Origin of the sequence: Mesorhizobium sp. WSM4311 (assembly GCF_002295115.1) — a bacterium.
Taxonomy (GTDB): Bacteria; Pseudomonadota; Alphaproteobacteria; order Rhizobiales; family Rhizobiaceae; genus Mesorhizobium.
On record NZ_NSFV01000002.1, the window covers coordinates 168,465 to 183,745 of the forward strand.

Annotated in this window: 13 protein-coding genes; 5 read left to right on the forward strand and 8 right to left on the reverse strand. The window is 65.3% G+C overall.

Annotated features, from left to right (window positions below):
* The first annotated feature begins 8 nt into the window (after positions 1–8).
* Positions 9–1,655 carry an acetolactate synthase large subunit gene (locus CK226_RS04600; RefSeq protein WP_095771260.1) on the forward strand — a complete coding sequence of 549 codons (1,647 nt, stop codon included), beginning with the start codon at positions 9–11 and terminating at the stop codon, positions 1,653–1,655.
* A gap of 44 nt (positions 1,656–1,699) precedes the next feature.
* Here CK226_RS04600 and CK226_RS04605 read toward each other — a convergent pair whose 3' ends face one another.
* The 8 genes from CK226_RS04605 to CK226_RS04640 all read right to left on the reverse strand — a co-directional run bounded on the left by CK226_RS04605 (position 1,700) and on the right by CK226_RS04640 (position 10,751).
* A complete protein-coding gene (locus CK226_RS04605) occupies positions 1,700–2,869 on the reverse strand; it encodes a substrate-binding protein (protein WP_095771259.1) in 1,170 nt (389 codons plus the stop codon).
* Positions 2,870–2,938: 69 nt separating this feature from the next.
* Entirely contained in the window at positions 2,939–3,640 is a 702-nt protein-coding gene (locus CK226_RS04610; protein WP_095791174.1) for an ABC transporter ATP-binding protein, read from the reverse strand.
* Between the two features lie 2 nt (positions 3,641–3,642).
* On the reverse strand, positions 3,643–4,347 hold the full coding sequence (locus tag CK226_RS04615) for an ATP-binding cassette domain-containing protein (protein ID WP_095786778.1): 705 nt from the start codon (positions 4,345–4,347) through the stop codon (positions 3,643–3,645).
* Positions 4,344–5,330 (reverse strand): branched-chain amino acid ABC transporter permease, encoded by a 987-nt coding sequence (locus CK226_RS04620; protein WP_095791175.1) that lies wholly within the window; start codon positions 5,328–5,330, stop codon positions 4,344–4,346. The genes CK226_RS04615 and CK226_RS04620 overlap by 4 nt, the downstream gene beginning before the upstream one ends.
* Positions 5,327–6,244, reverse strand: a complete 918-nt coding sequence (urtB, locus tag CK226_RS04625) for an urea ABC transporter permease subunit UrtB (RefSeq protein WP_245437659.1) — start codon at positions 6,242–6,244, stop codon at positions 5,327–5,329. Before urtB ends, CK226_RS04620 begins: the two co-directional genes overlap by 4 nt.
* On the reverse strand, positions 6,189–7,310 hold the full coding sequence (locus tag CK226_RS04630) for a class II histone deacetylase (RefSeq protein WP_095791176.1): 1,122 nt from the start codon (positions 7,308–7,310) through the stop codon (positions 6,189–6,191). Before CK226_RS04630 ends, urtB begins: the two co-directional genes overlap by 56 nt.
* Before the next feature lie 82 nt (positions 7,311–7,392).
* On the reverse strand, positions 7,393–10,107 hold the full coding sequence (locus tag CK226_RS04635) for a LuxR C-terminal-related transcriptional regulator (protein ID WP_095791430.1): 2,715 nt from the start codon (positions 10,105–10,107) through the stop codon (positions 7,393–7,395).
* Positions 10,104–10,751 carry a GNAT family N-acetyltransferase gene (locus CK226_RS04640; protein ID WP_095786775.1) on the reverse strand — a complete coding sequence of 216 codons (648 nt, stop codon included), beginning with the start codon at positions 10,749–10,751 and terminating at the stop codon, positions 10,104–10,106. The genes CK226_RS04635 and CK226_RS04640 overlap by 4 nt, the downstream gene beginning before the upstream one ends.
* A gap of 177 nt (positions 10,752–10,928) precedes the next feature.
* On the opposite strand from CK226_RS04640, the gene CK226_RS04645 reads away from it, so the two are divergent.
* The 4 genes from CK226_RS04645 to CK226_RS04660 are packed head-to-tail and all read left to right on the forward strand — an operon-like array spanning position 10,929 to position 15,271.
* Complete coding sequence (locus CK226_RS04645; RefSeq protein ID WP_179300966.1) at positions 10,929–12,230, forward strand: ArgE/DapE family deacylase; 1,302 nt, start codon at positions 10,929–10,931, stop codon at positions 12,228–12,230.
* Entirely contained in the window at positions 12,227–13,285 is a 1,059-nt protein-coding gene (locus CK226_RS04650; protein ID WP_095791177.1) for a phosphotransferase, read from the forward strand. Before CK226_RS04645 ends, CK226_RS04650 begins: the two co-directional genes overlap by 4 nt.
* The gene (locus CK226_RS04655) at positions 13,286–14,602 is read left to right on the forward strand and encodes an aspartate aminotransferase family protein (RefSeq protein WP_179300967.1); all 1,317 of its coding nucleotides are present in this window, start codon (positions 13,286–13,288) and stop codon (positions 14,600–14,602) included. It abuts the gene before it with no gap.
* Positions 14,603–14,614: 12 nt separating this feature from the next.
* Positions 14,615–15,271, forward strand: coding sequence for a GntR family transcriptional regulator (locus tag CK226_RS04660; protein WP_095786773.1), 657 nt, complete (start codon positions 14,615–14,617; stop codon positions 15,269–15,271).
* The last annotated feature ends 10 nt before the right edge of the window (positions 15,272–15,281 follow it).

The following is a 15,281-nucleotide window of genomic DNA, read 5'->3' on the forward strand; positions in this document are numbered from 1 at the left end:
GGCGGTTCATGACCAAAGGTTCGGATCTGTTCGTGGCGGCTCTCGAGAATGAAGGGGTCGACCGGATTTTCGGCATTCCGGGCGAGGAGAATCTCGACATCGTCGAATCGATCCGCCGCTCGTCGATCCAGTTGATCCTGACCCGACATGAGCAGGCGGCTGCTTTCATGGCCGCTACCTATGGCAGGCTCACCGGCAAGGCAGGCGTGTGCATCACCACGCTTGGCCCTGGCGCACTCAATCTGACGACCGGCGCGGCCTATGCGCTGCTCGGCGCGATGCCGATGATCATGATCACCGGCCAGAAGGGCATCTTGTCATCGCGGCAGGCGCGCTTCCAGATCGTCGACATCGTCGCGGCGATGAAGCCGCTGACCAAGCTGTCGCGCCAGATCGTCTCGCCCAAGATGATCCCCTCGCTGGTGCGAGAGGCCTTCCGCGTTGCCCAGGAAGAGCGGCCCGGCCCGGTGCATCTGGAACTGCCGGAAGACATTGCGGCGGCCGAGTGCGAGCCGATGGCGCTGGTGCCGACGCACCCGGTCGAACTGCCGTTGGCCAGCGCGGACGCGCTCGATCGCGCCGCCCGCATGATCTTGGAGGCCAAGCGTCCGCTGCTGATGTTCGGCGCGGCGGCGTCGCGTCCGCGTGTGACCCCAGATGTCGCCCAGTTCGTGCTGCGCACGCAAATACCCTATTTCACCACGCAGATGGGCAAGGGCACGGTGCCCGGCGGCACCGAACTCTACATGGGAACGGCGGCACTGTCGGAGCGCGACTATGTGCACGAGGCCATCGAACAGGCCGATCTGATCATCACCATCGGCCACGACACGGTGGAGAAACCGCCCTTCATCATGGGCGCCAACGGGCCGAAGGTCATCCATGTCGGCTATCACTCGGCCGATGTCGAGCAGGTCTATTTCCCGCAGGCCGAGATCGTTGGCGATCTTGGCCCGTCGCTGGCGCTGCTGGCGGACCGCATCGAGGGCAAGATCCCCAACGCGCAGGCCTTGCTGCCGCTCAGGGAAGGCATTCTGAGCCGCATCGCCGCGCGCGCCGCCGAAGACCGCTTCACGCCGCAGCGCATCGTGCATGATGTGCGCGCCGTGATGCCGGCGGACGGGATCCTCGCCCTCGACAACGGCATGTACAAGATCTGGTTCGCACGCAACTACCGCACGCGCATGGCAAACACGCTGCTGCTCGACAATGCGCTGGCCACGATGGGCGCCGGCCTGCCGTCGGCGATGATGGCATCACTGCTTTATCCCAGGCGCCGTGTCATGGCCATTTGCGGCGATGGCGGCTTCATGATGAACAGCCAGGAACTGGAGACCGCCGTCAGGCTGAAGCTCAGCCTGGTCATCCTGCTGCTGGAGGACCATGCCTATGGCATGATCCGCTGGAAGCAGGCGGTCGACGAATTCCCGGATTTCGGCATGACCTTCGGCAATCCCGATTTCGTCAAATACGCCGAGGCCTATGGCGCCAAGGGAACCAGGGTTACGGAGATCGCCGATTTGCGGCCGGCGCTGGAACGGGCCTTCACCGGCGGCGGCGTGCATCTCGTCGTCGTGCCCATCGACTATTCCGAAAACACCAGGGTGCTGGTCGACGAATTGCGCGAGCGGCTGCCGGCGCCGCGGACGCCCTGACGGCAGCGGTAAAGCCGCCGTCAGGGCCGCTTGAGTGTAAGATCCTACACCTTGCAGTAAGGCGTGACCGGCGTGATGGTGCCGAAATCCTTGGCGATCTCGTAGCCGATGCCGTCCGCCGCCGCCTTGCCGACATAGGAATGGCAGAGCGTGTGGTTGTTCGAGGCATCGACGCGGATCTTGCCTTGCGGGGCGTCGAACTCGATGGTCGGCAATGCCTTGAGCACATCGTCATCCCTGAGTGACCCGGCCTTCTCGGCGGCCAGCGCATAGAGATGCAGGCCGTTATAGCCGGCCTCGCCGATGCCGTTCACCATCTTCTCCTGGCCGAACTTTTCGCGGAAGCTTGCGATGAACTTCTTGTTGACCGGATTGTCGAGTGCCATCCAGTAAGGCTGCGGCGCATAGGTGCCGGCGGCGACGCCTGGCGGCAGCGCGTCCTTGTTGAAAACCTCGTCGAGCGGCGCGATCAGCGGCTGCTTGATGTCGAAAGAACGATACTGCTTGAGCTGCGTGACGGCATCGTTGCCGACCACCATCGACCAGACGACATCGGGCTTCAGCGACTTGATCTTCTGGAAGGCCGGGCCGAAATCCGTGGTGCCGAACGGATAGTAGTCGGCGCCGATGATCTTGCCGCCGGTCTTCTCGTAAGCTGCCGTGATCGCCTCCGTCATCTTCTGCGGCCAGGCATAGTCGGAAGCCATGATGTAGATCGTCTTGCCGAGATTCTCGGCCACCCATGGCATCATCGGGTCGACCTGCTGCATCGGGATCGGCCCGGTGGCGACGAAGTAGCGATTGCATTCGCCACCCTCGAAATTGGTCGGGTAGAAGAACAGCTTCTTGGCTTTGGAGGTCACCGACAGCGTCGCGCTGCGCTCGGGCGAGATGATCGTGCCCATGACCACATCGACCTTGTCCTCGTTGATGAGCTTGCGCGCCTTGTCGATCGAGCCCTTGGTCGTGGTCTGGTTGTCCTCGATGAACAGTTCGATCTGGCGGCCGCCAATGCCGTTGGCGGCGTTGAGTTCGGCGGCGGCGAGCTTGTAGCAATTGAGCAGCGTCTCGCCGAGGATCGCCTGCAGCCCGGTGATCGGGATCGACAGGCCGACCTTGACGGTGTCGGCGGCGCGCAGGATCGACGGCGCGCCGACCATGGCGAAGGCGGCGGCAGCGCCGCCGGATTTCAGGATCGTTCTTCTGCTTATCATTGTTATGTTCCCTTCCAGTCCGGGCGCGCCCCATGCACGCCTTACAAAGTCAGCAGGTCCAGGCGCGCCTCATAGGGCCAACAGGTCCTTCAGCAGGCTCTCGTCGGCGAACGCCGCCGGCGTGCCCTCGTGCACGATCCTGCCCTTTTCCATCACCAGGCAGCGGTCCGCCGCCTTGAGAACGAGATCGAGGTTCTGCTCGACCAGAACGATCGCGATGCCGCGCTCGCGGGCGATGCGCGGCACCAGTTCGGCGATCGACTGCACGATGTTCGGCTGAATGCCTTCCGAGGGCTCGTCGAGCAGCAGCACCGAAGGCAGGCCGCACAACGCGCGGCCGATCGCCAGCATCTGCTGTTGGCCACCCGACAGCGTGCCGGCGATTTGCGCCTCGCGTTCGCGCAGGATCGGAAAATAGCCGAAGATGTCGTCAGGAATGCCGCCGTCGCCACGGTCCCTGGCTGCGCGCGTGCCGACCTCCAAATTCTGCCGCACGGTCAGCTGGTTGAAGATGCCGCGGCCCTGCGGCACATGCGCTATGCCCGCCCGCGCCCGGCGGAAGGCCGCCGCGTTGGTAAGGTCCTGATCGCCGAGAACCACGGCGCCGCCGCTCGCCCTCAGGCCGCCGGCGATGACGCGCAGCAGCGTCGTCTTGCCGGCGCCATTGCGGCCAAGCAGGCCGACAACTTCACCCGGTGCCACGCTGAGATCGATGCCGTTCAGCACAGGGAGCAGGCCGTAGCCGGCCGAGACCGCGAGTGTCCGCAGCATGGTCAGCGCCTCCCCAGATAGACATCGCGGACCATTTCGTCGGTCTCGATGTCGTGGAAAGGACCGCTGCGCAGCCGGCGTCCCTGGTGCAGCACCAGCGTCTCGCAGTTCAGTGCCCGCACGAAGCGGATGTCGTGCTCGACCGCGACGATCGAGAACTCGCCCTTTAGCCGCAGCAGCATCTCGGCGGTAGCCAGCGTTTCCTGCGGCGTCATGCCGGCGGTCGGCTCGTCGAGCAGCAGCAGCCTTGGTTCGATCGCCAGCGCCATGCCGATCTCCAGCCATTGCTTCTGGCCGTGCGCCAGTTCGCCGGCCAGCGTGGCCGCGCGGTTACCAAGCGCGACCAGGTCCAGCAGCTCACCGACCGGACGCACCGGTGAAGAGGCGCCCCACCGTGCGACCTTGAGGTTGTCCTCGACCGAGAGGCTCGGAAAGACCGACGGGATCTGGAATTTTCGGGCGATCCCGAGCCGGGCGATCCGGTGCAGCGGCAGGCCGGCGATGTCATGGCCGAGAAAGCGCACGCTGCCGCTGGTCGGGCGAAGCGTGCCGGTCAAAAGGTTGAGGAAGGTGCTCTTGCCGGCGCCATTCGGCCCGATGATGCAGCAGAGCTCTTTGTCGCGCACCGTCAGGTTCAACGCTTCCAGCGCCTGCAGCCCGCCAAAGCGGATGCCGACGTTCTCGGCCTGAAGCAGCACGTCGCTCATTGCGCCGGCCTCCTGCCGTTGAACAGGCTCTTCAGCCGCGCATAGATCGACAGGATGCCGTCCGGCAGCACGAAGACGATGATGACGAAGACGCAGCCGAGCAGCAGGGGCCACAGACTCGGGTTGAAGCTGCTGATCGTCTGCTGCGCGCGCTGGATGGCGATGGCGCCCAGCACCGGGCCAAGCAGCGTGCCGCGCCCGCCAACCGCCACCCAGACGATCACTTCCGTCGACAGCAGCAGCCCGGACAAATCGGGCGCCACCAGCCCGGCCATGCAGACATAGAGCGCGCCGGCAAGCCCGGCGATCGCAGCGGACAGGACGAAGGTGGCGAGCAGCCTTAGCGGCGCATTGTGGCCAAGGGCGGCCACCCGGACTTCATTGTCCTGGATGGCGGTGAGCACCATGCCCCAGCGACCACGGCTGATCGACCACAGCGCCAGTACAACCACCGCGACGATCGCCGCAACGAAGATGTAGGAGGGCAGGTCCTGGCTGAGATCGACATGCAGCCCGCCGAGATCGAACGCGATCGGCGGGATGCCGATCAGCCCGCTGTCACCGCCGGTGACCGAGCTCCAGGAGACCGCGGCCTGCTGGCAGATGACGCCCATGGCGAGCGTCACGATGGTGAAGTAGCTGCCGCGGATGCCGCCGAAGAACAGGAAGTAGCCGATAATGGCGGCGACGAAGGCAGCACCCGCAATCGCGCCCAGGATGCCGAGCACGCTGCCCAAGGGGATGGCGTCGTTGAGGGTGGTGAGCGCCATGATGTAGCCGCCAATGCCGAAGAAGGCGGCATGGCCGAAACACAGAATGCCCGTGCGGCCCCAGAAGAAGTCGAGGCTCGCCGCGAACAGGCCGAAGATCAGCGCGTCGCGGATCACCGTCAGCTGGTAGCCGTCGGCGAAGAAAGGATAGACAATCGCGAGCGTCACGCAGACGGCGAAGATCACCAGCCAGTTGCGGTCGCGCGCGATCATCGCGACGCTCCGTTGAACAGGCCGTTGGGCCGCAGCCGCACGGCGACGATGGCCGCCAGCAGCACGATCGCCTGTGCCAGCGATGGCGAGATCTGGTAGTTGAGCACACTCGTCAGCCCGCCGACGAAAACACTTCCGGCAACGAGACCGCCGATCGAGCCGACGCCACCGACAATCACGACGAAGAAGGCGTTGGCGAGATAGTTCACTCCCATCTGCGGCAGCACGATCGCCAGCGGCGCGACCAGCCCGCCGGCGAGCCCGGCGATCGCCGCGCCGAAGGTGAAGGCGATGGCGTAGGTACGCCGCGTGTTGATGCCGACGCCTTCGGCCATTTCGCGGTTCTGGATGACGGTGCGGATGTCGAGGCCGAACGACGTCCGGCTGATGAGCAGCACGACACCGAGCAAGGTCAGCATGGCTATGGCGATCAGGATTAGCCGATAGGCGGGATAGACGGTGAAGAACAGGTCGAGCGTGCCCTCGATCGGCGGCGTAACCGGCTTGGCGCCGAGACCGAAGGTCAGTTCCAGCCCCTGCTGCAGGATCAGGCTGACGCCCCAGGTGGCGAGTACGGTCGAGACCGGCCGCGAATAGAGATGGCGGATGATGGCGAACTCCAGGATGCAGCCGACCACCGCGCCGGCGATCGGGGCAGCAAGCAGCCCCAGCCAGAACGAGCCGCCGACGCTCTGGACGAAATAGACCGCGAAGGCGCCGACGGTGACGAATTCGCCATGCGCCAGATTGGTCACGTTCATCAGGCCGAAGCTGATCGCCAGCCCGAGCCCGACCAGCATCAGGATGCTGATCAGCGTCAGTGCGTTGAGGAGCGTGGTGACGACAAAATCCATCGTGTCAGGCAGCACTTGCGAGGCGTTGGCGCAGGCCGGCGAGCAGGCCTTCGGCCGCATCGATCACCGCGGCCTGATGCGGCTGCAAGTCCTGCCCGGCCCATTCGTCGATATGGTCCGACAGCGGATCGACCACTTCGGTGCGGTGATTGGCGAGCGTTTCGATGACGGCATGGCCGCAGAACGGCACATAGCCCTCGGAATAGCCGCCTTCATGGGTCATCATCAGCCGTCCGTTGGAAGTCTCGGCCGCCAGCGCCACCATGCGCGCGGCGAGGCGCCGGAAACACCCGCTGTTGAGCATCATGCGGCCGAGCGGATCGAAGCCCGACGCATCGAAGCCGGAGGCAACAATGACGAGATCCGGCTTGTAGGCGCGCAGCGCCGGAGCGACGACGCGGCCGAAGGTGGCTTCGTAGGCGCCGGTGCCGCTGCCGGCCGGCAGCGGTATGTTGATGTTGTAGCCTTCGCCTTCGCCCTTGCCATTGTCGGCCAGCGCGCCGCGCCCGGTCGGATAGAGATTGTCCTGGTGCAGGGAAATGGTCAGCACCGACGGATCGGAATAAAACACCGTCTCGGTGCCGTTGCCGTGATGCACGTCCCAGTCGACTATCGCCGCGCGGCCGAGCAGGCCTTCATGCTGCAACCGGCGCACGGCAACACCGATGTTGGAGAACAGGCAGTTGCCCATTGCCTGGTCGGGCTCGGCATGATGCCCCGGCGGCCGCGCCAGCGCATAGGCGTTGTCGACACGGCCGGTCAGCACCGCGCGCATCGCGGCATAGGTGGTGCCGGCGGAGAGCAGGGCGATGTCGAAACTGTTGAGGCCGATCGGCGCCTGCGGGCCGGCGAAGCCGGAACCGCGTTCGCTGAGCATCCTGATGTCGTCGACATGGCGCTGCGTGTGCACGCGCAGCAGATCCTCGACCGTCACCGGCTCGGCATGGATCGGCACCAGGTGGCGCGCCAGGCCGCTGACCTGGATGAGGTTGTTCAGCCGACGCTTCGACCCCGGCGATTCCAGGTGCCGGCCGGGTTCCACGAAACGGCCGGGAGGCATCATGTCGGCGCTGGGGCCGGTGTCATGCCACATCAGTTGTTCGTGAAAAACGTAACCTGTCGCCATAAGCAGCGTCCCTAAAGTCTGGACGACGCTAGCAGGCTAACGATGCCATGGCCCGACCCGAAAGAGGGGTTGTGCCTGGTATCTATGCCCCTCCTTTCGGAGGGGGACGGAGGTTTGCGGCCGCCAGCGCGGCACGCACGGCCTGGACGCGGTTCGAGACCGAGAGTTTGCCGAAAATGTTCTTCAAATGCCATTTCACCGTCGTTTCGCTGACCGACAGCGCGACCGCGATATCGCGGTTGGACATGCCTTCCGACAGGCAACGCAGCAGCTCGGATTCGCGCTGGGTGAGCTGTTCGTTCTCAGCCGCAGGTGCGGCCAACTTTCGTGTCGCCACGGGCATGGCCTGCGCGGCGTCAATGATGCGCGTCGCATAGGCCGACACGGACGGGTCGGTCTTTGCTTGCGCCGCCCGCAGCCGCATCAACGCTTCGACCACAGGCCTGCCTTCGTCGACGAAGGAGCGGATGAAGCCGGAAGGCTGGGCAAGGCGCAGCGCTTCGAGAAGATAACGGTCGGCCTCGCGCTGGTCATGGCCGGCGCTCTTGGCACGCAGGATCAACGCCAGTATGTGGCGGCGCATGCGCCCACTGCTTTTCGTCCGCTCCAGCAGCGCGTCGAAAAGCGCCGCGGCCGCCGCGGAGGATTTTTCCGCCGTCAGTAGCCGGCCTTCGGCGAAGAACTCGAATTCGTTGGCGACGGTGGGGGCGGCTTCCGCGCTTTCGCGGCGATGCTCGTCGAGCAGGGTGCGTGCCTCGGCGATGCGATTCTGGTCAATCAGCAGCCGGATGCGATCATGCACCAGCACCGAAGCGAGGCGGCGGTAGACGGAGCCACGCACGCGCTGGTAGACGCGTTCCAGCATGTCGAGTGCCGCGTCGCCGCGACCGGTCAACTGCAGGACGCGGGCATAGGTCGGCACGCTGGCCAGGGGATAGACGATGACCGCCGCACCCTCGATCAGCGGCCCGAGATTCTCGACCAGCGTCAGTGCCTCGCCGGATGCGTTGGTCTCGTAGGCGAGTTCGGCCAGCAGCGTTCCGGCCAGCGCCTCGGCATAGGAATTCGCGCCAATGCGCGTCCTGGCCTCGATGATCGTGTTGCGCAGCAATTTTTCGGCGGCGGGCAGACAGCCAGCCGAGCGTTCGATGACCGCCATGTAGCAATTTGCGATGGTGACGCCGAGCAGGCTGCCGCTTCGCTCATGCGCCTTGCGCGCCGCGTCCACCGCCGCCCGCGCCCCCTCGAGGTCGCCCAATGCGTAGAGATTGTAGCCGATGACATTGGCCGTCGCCCCTTCCATGAACCAGGCATCGGGCGCGATGATGCGCAGGGCGGCCAATGCGGTGTCGCGCGCGGCTTCGAACCGCTCCAGCGTGCTGTGGACGGCGGCATCGAGGACGGCGATTTCGGCCTCGATCGTGGTGCCGGTCAGCGTACCCGGATCCTTGCTGTCGGCCGGCCCGGTCTCAACCAGCTTGCGCGCATTGGCGAGCGTCTGCTGGGCGATCTCGGGCTGGCTGCTGTGCACCGCCAGCCACAGCACCACGAGCTGCAGGCGGATGCGCTGGTCGACCAGTTTCCTCGGCAGCAGCGCCAGCAATTGGCGCACGTAAAGCAACTGGCACTGGGCGATGAGCTCGAGCGCGTTGTTCTCGACGAACACCGCCGCGCGCGCGTGGTCGCCGGCGGCGAGCGCATGCCCGATCGCCTCGGTCAGCATCTTGCGTTCGCCGAACCATTCGGCGGCGGCCAGGTGCAGCGGTGCGATCATCTCCGGTTCGCGCCTCTCCATTTCGCGGCTGAGGAAGTCATGGAACAGATGATGATAGCGGAACCAGCGCCGCTCCTCATCGAGCGGCACCAGGAAAAGATTGCGGGTCTCGATCTCGGTGATATCGGCCTCGGCATCCGCCGCCCGCAGGACCGCCCGGCACGCTTCGGCGCTGAAGCGCTCGAAGATCGAACTGTGGAGCAGGAACTTCGCCAGGGCCGGCGGTAGCCCCAGGAAGACTTCGCCCATCAGGAAATCGGCGACGTTGCGGTTGGCGCCGGTGAAATTGCCGATGACGGTTTCCGGTGCATGCGCGGCGCTGAGCGACAGCGAGGCAAGTTGCAGGCCGGCGGCCCAACCCTCGGTCCGCGAGCACAGGGTCTCGACCGTGCCGCTGCTGACGCTGAGACCCAATTTGTCGTTGAAGAAGGCTTCGGCTTCGGACGAAGCAAAACGCAGGTCGTCCGGGCCGATTTCGAAAACGTCGCCAAGCACCCTGAGCTTGCCGAGCTGCAGGTCGGGCAGGTTGCGCGAACCGATGATGAAGGCGACGTTGGTGGGCGCCTGCCGCGTCAGGCGTTCCATGAACCGTTTGACCGCTGGCGCTTCGACGACATGGTAGTCGTCGAAGAACAGGGTGATTTCGGCGTCGCGCGCCGCAAAACCCGCCACCAGCGCCGCGAGCACCACATCGAGTTGCGGAATCGGGCTCGACTGGAAGGCGAGGTCGAGCTCGGCAGGATTCTGGACCAGGTGGCGCAGCGCCCCCACCAGATGCGACAGGAAGGCGCCTTCGTCATTGTCCGTCGCCTCGCAGGACAACCATGCCGTCAACCGGCCGTGGCGCGCGACCTCAGCCGCCCATTGCGCCATCGTCGTCGACTTGCCGAAGCCGGCGGGCGCGGCGAACAGCACGATGCGCGTGTCGACATGCCGCTCCAGCCTCGACAGGATGCTCTCGCGCCGCACCCACCGGCGATGGTGAGACGATGACAGGCCGGCGGGTTGCGAAGACGGTCTCATCTGGCGCCGGGCACCCATTCCGTTTCGATCAACGGGATTTGCGGGGCGGCATCGCGCGGCAAGGTTCCCTTGATCCGGGGATCATCGGTGATTTCGAAGCCGGCCGCATAGGGCTCAAACCCGCAAGCCCGGTAGAAACCGATGACGCTGTGATGGTCGATGCTGCTGGTGTGCAGCCAGATGCGGCCGGGGCCGAGGCGCCATGCCTGGTCGAGCGCGCCGGCCATCAGCCGTTTGCCAAGGCCGCGGCCGGTCAAGCCGGGGAACAGGCCGAAATAGGTGATCTCGATCTCGTTGCCGTCGGCCATGCGGAATTCGACCATGCCGACATGGCCGCCGCTGTCATCATGGCCATAGTAGAGATGCTGGCGCGGATCGGCGAAATGCGCTGATACTTCGGCATCCGACATTTCGGCGGCGCGATCCCACAGCCAGGGAGCGCCGATCACGAGGAAGATCGCGCGGTAGGCGGCGCTGTCGGGCTTGGAGATCCGGGTCATGGCCAGGGGCTGGGCGAGACCTGGTACCGGCGCCCGCGCTTCCATCCATGTCACCGCATTGACGATCTTGCCGGCCGGCACGCGCCGGTACCCTGACGTGAGATCGGTGATTTCATCCGGCAATGCGCCTTCGGTGACCTGCATCTGTCCTCGATCTTCGCCATGCAGCTTTACTGGCATGCAAGAAGCTGATGCCAACTCTGCGCCCGCCTGCCAAGAGATTCCCGGGTTGGGCCATAGTTTTGGCCCGACCTGTCTCCTTGCCTTTCCAGGAAATGGCATATGAGATATGATACACCATTCACGGGAAAGCGGAATATCATGCCTGAGCGAATTGCCGACGAAGCCATTTTGCGCGCGGTCGACGACGGCTTCGCGCGGCAAGTCGCGTTCCTGGCGGAACTCGTGCGCTTTCCCTCCCAGCGCGGCGAGGAGCACGCGGCGCAATCCTTCATGGCGGCCGCCTATGAGGCAGATGGCTATGCCGTCGACATGTGGCGTGTCGATGTCGACGCGATCCGCGACCTTCCGGGGTTTTCGCCGGTTGCGGTCTCCTATGACGATGCTTTCAATGTCGTCGCCACCCACACGCCGAGAAACGTCACCGGCCGTTCGCTGATCCTCAACGGCCATATCGATGTGGTGCCGACGGGGCCGCTCGACCGCTGGGTGCGCGACCCCTACGATCCGGCGATCGAGGATGGCTGGATGCATGGCCGCGGCGCCGGCGACATGAAGGCCGGCCTGTCGGCCTGTCTCTACGCGCTCGCCGCCTTGCGCAGCCTCGGCTGCCAGCCGGCCGCCAATGTTTACCTCCAGTCTGTGGTCGAGGAGGAGTGCACCGGCAATGGCGCCCTCGCCTGCCTGCAACGCGGCTACCGCGCTGACGCCGCCTTCATTCCCGAGCCCTTGGAACCGCGCTTGATCCGGGCGCAGGTCGGGCCGATCTGGTTCAGGGTCGAGGTCGATGGCGATCCGCAGCACGCTTCCGGCGCTTTCTCGGCCGGCGCCAATGCCATCGAGAAGGCCTTTCTCATCATCCAGGCGCTGAAGCAGCTCGAAATCGTCTGGAATGCGCGCAAGGTCGATGACAAGCATTTCTGCGATCACCCGCATCCGATCCGCTTCAACCTCGGGAAGATCGAAGGCGGCGAATGGACATCTAGCGTGCCGGCGCGCTGTGTATTCGAGATGCGGGTCGCCACCTATCCCGGCCAGAAGCTCGAGGACGCCAGGGCCGAGCTCGAAGCCTGCATCGCCGATGCGGCCCGTGCCGATCCCTTCCTGGCCAATCGCCCGCCCAAGATGAGCTACAATGGCTTCATGGCCGAGGGCTATGTGCTGGAAGGTGCCGACGAGATGGAAGCCGTGCTGCGCCGCAGCCATACCGCCGTCTGGGGCGAGCCGCTGACGGAGCATGTCACCTCGGCGACGACGGATGCGCGCTTCTTCGGCCTCTATGCCGACACGCCGGCGATCGTCTACGGCCCGATCTGCCGCATGCCGCATGGCTATGACGAGGCCGTTGATCTGGATTCGGTGCGCAAGGTGACCCAGACCATTGCGCTGTTCATCGCCGACTGGTGCGGGCTCGAGCCGATCGATACGGAGGTAAGCTCATGAATGCGGCCGTGCCAGACGGCTTTGGCGAAACGCTGGCCGAGGATGCGCCTGACGTTTCGATTGCCGACGCGCTTGCCATCTTGCGCCGGCACTACGGCCTCGCCGGCAGTGCGCGTCCGTTGCCCGGCGAACGCGACCACAATTTCCACATCCATACCGACGGCGAGGGCGAGTTCGTCCTCAAGATTTCCCATCCGGCGGAGGAGGCCGGCTTCACCGATTTCCAGAACAAGGCTCTCGACCACATCCTGGGGGTCGACCCGACCTTGCCGGTCCCTTCGGTGCGCAAGAGCCTCGAGGGCGAAGCGCAGTTCACGGTCAGCGTCGGCGGGTCGGCGCCGCGCATCATCCGGCTGGTCACCTATCTGCCCGGCCAGTTGCTGTCGCGCTGCCCCGCGTCGGCGGCGCAGGATCGCAATCTCGGCATTTTCCTCGCCCGGCTTGGCCGGGCTCTGCGCGGCTTCTTCCATCGGGCCGCCGGCAGCGACCTGCTCTGGGACATCCGCAAGGTCGCCAAGACGCGGCCGATGCTGGCGTTTATCGCCGACGCCGGCCACCGCGCCATGGTCGAGCGCGTCATCGATGCCTTCGAGGCGCGTGCGGCGCCGGTCATTCCGAGCCTGCGCGCCCAGATCGTCCACAACGACATGAACTCCTACAATGTGGTGATGGACGCCTCGCGGCCGGAGGTGGTGAGTGGCGTCCTCGATTTCGGCGACATGATCCACTCGCCGCTGATCTGCGATCTCGCCATCGGCGCCGTCTACCGCTGGCCGGCTGAAGGTCATCCGCTGGCGCCGGCCGCGCGCTTCGTCGCCGGCTATCAATCCGTGCAGCCGCTCGAGGCTGAAGAAATCGGCATCCTTTTCGATCTGGTCCGTGCCCGCCTTGCGCTCATTGCCAACATCGCCAGTTGGCAGGCGGAACGGTTTCCGGCCAAGCGCGCCTATGTGCTGCGCCTCATCGCCGAGGTCTGGACCTCGCTCGAACGGCTCGATGGGCTGTCATCGGATGAGGCCCGCCGTTATTTTCTCGACCATTCCAATCCGGAGTAGATGCCCGTGTCCCAGTCCTCACCCACGAACGTCCTTGCCGACGCCGACGCTTCGGCAGGCGATCGCGCTCTGCTCGAACGCCGCGCCAGGCTGCTTGGGCCGACCTATCGCGCCTTCTACCGCAACCCGATCCATCTGGTGCGCGGCAACGGCGTCTGGCTCTACGATGCGAGAGGCCGCAAATTCCTCGACGCCTACAACAATGTCGCCTCGGTCGGGCACTGCCATCCCCGCGTCGTCGAGGCACTGTCGGGACAGGCCGCCACGCTCAACACCCATACCCGCTACTTGAGCGAGATCATCCTCGATTACGCGGAAAAACTGCTCGGCACGGTTCCGGCCCATCTCGGCCATGCCATGTTCACCTGCACCGGCAGCGAGGCCAACGACCTCGCCATCCGCATCGCGCAGCATTCGAGCGGTGGCACCGGCGTCATCATCACCGATTTCGCCTATCACGGCGCCACGATCGCCACCGCGCAGCTGTCGCCGGCGGCGGTCGGCGCTAAGGGCGTGCCCCTGCACCACCGGACCGTGGCGGCGCCGGACACGTTCCGCGACCACGGCCGGGCCGCGAAGGACTTCGCCAAGAATGTCGCGGCCGCCATCGAGGACATGCGTGCGCAGAATATCCGTCCGGCGGCGCTGCTGCTCGACTCGGCCTTTTCCAGCGACGGCATTTTCTTCCCCGACGCGGCGGTCATGCGCGAGGCGGCGGATCACGTCAGGAAGGCCGGCGGCATCGTCATCGCCGATGAGGTCCAGTCTGGTTTCGGCCGCCTTGGCCAGGGCATGTGGGGTTTTGCCAATTATGGCCTCGAGCCCGACATCGTCACCATGGGCAAGCCGATCGGCGACGGCCATCCGATGGGCGCGGTGCTGGTGCGGCCGCGGCTTGTCTCATCCTTCGGCTCCAATACCGGTTATTTCAACACCTTCGGCGGCAATCCGGTCGCGGCCGCCGTCGGCATCGCGGTTCTGGACGTGATCGAAGGCGAGGGGCTGATCGAGAACGCGCGCAATGTCGGCGCCTATACGGCTGACCTGCTGCGCGCTCTGCAGGGCCGTCACGGCATGGTCGGTGACGTCAGGCACAACGGTCTCTATTTCGGCGTCGAACTGACGGCGGATGGCGACGCGGCGCTGGCCGCCAGCAAGACATCTTCTGTCGTCGAAGCCATGCGCGAGGATGGCGTGCTGATCTCGTCCTGCGGTCCGCGCGGCAATGTGCTGAAGATCAGGCCGCCTCTGCCCTTTGCCAGGGACAATGCCGAGCAGCTGGCCGAGACGCTCGACCGCGCTTTGTCGAATTGGTGATCTGGACCGCGCATGCTGAAGCTCGAACATCAAACCCTCAACGACCGCGCCTATGGCGCGCTCAAGCAGGAATTGATTTCAGGCGGTTTCAGCCCGGGCCAGACGCTGGTCATCCGCAAGCTTGCCGAGACCTTCGGCATCTCGACGACGCCGATCCGCGAGGCGCTGCAAAGACTGGTCGCCGAGCGGCTGCTCGAAATGCAGAACAACCGCTCTGTTATCGTGCCCTTGCTGTCGGCCCCGGCCTTCGAGGAATTGACCCATATCCGCATCGCCGTCGAGGGGTTGGCGGGTGAGATGGCCGCCACGCGGATGAGCGATAGCGGGCTGGTCGAGATACAGGCGACGCTCGCCGGCATGCAGCGCGCCATCGAGGCCGGCGACGCCAGCGCCTATCTCGCGCTGAACGAGGCGTTTCACTTCGCCATCTATCAGCATGCCGGCGCGCCGATCCTGTTGAACATGATCCGCGACCTCTGGGGCCGGGTCGGGCCTTATCTCAAGCTTCTGATGCAGGCCGAGCGATATATTCCGCAATCGAACGACGCGCATCGCAGGATTGTTGCTGCGTTGGAGCAGCGCGATGGCCCTGCTGTCCGGGTCTCCCTTGAACAGGACATCGCCCTGGCGGCCGCGGTTCTCTCTGAAAATCTTCGCACGACGGCCTGATCGGACGGCG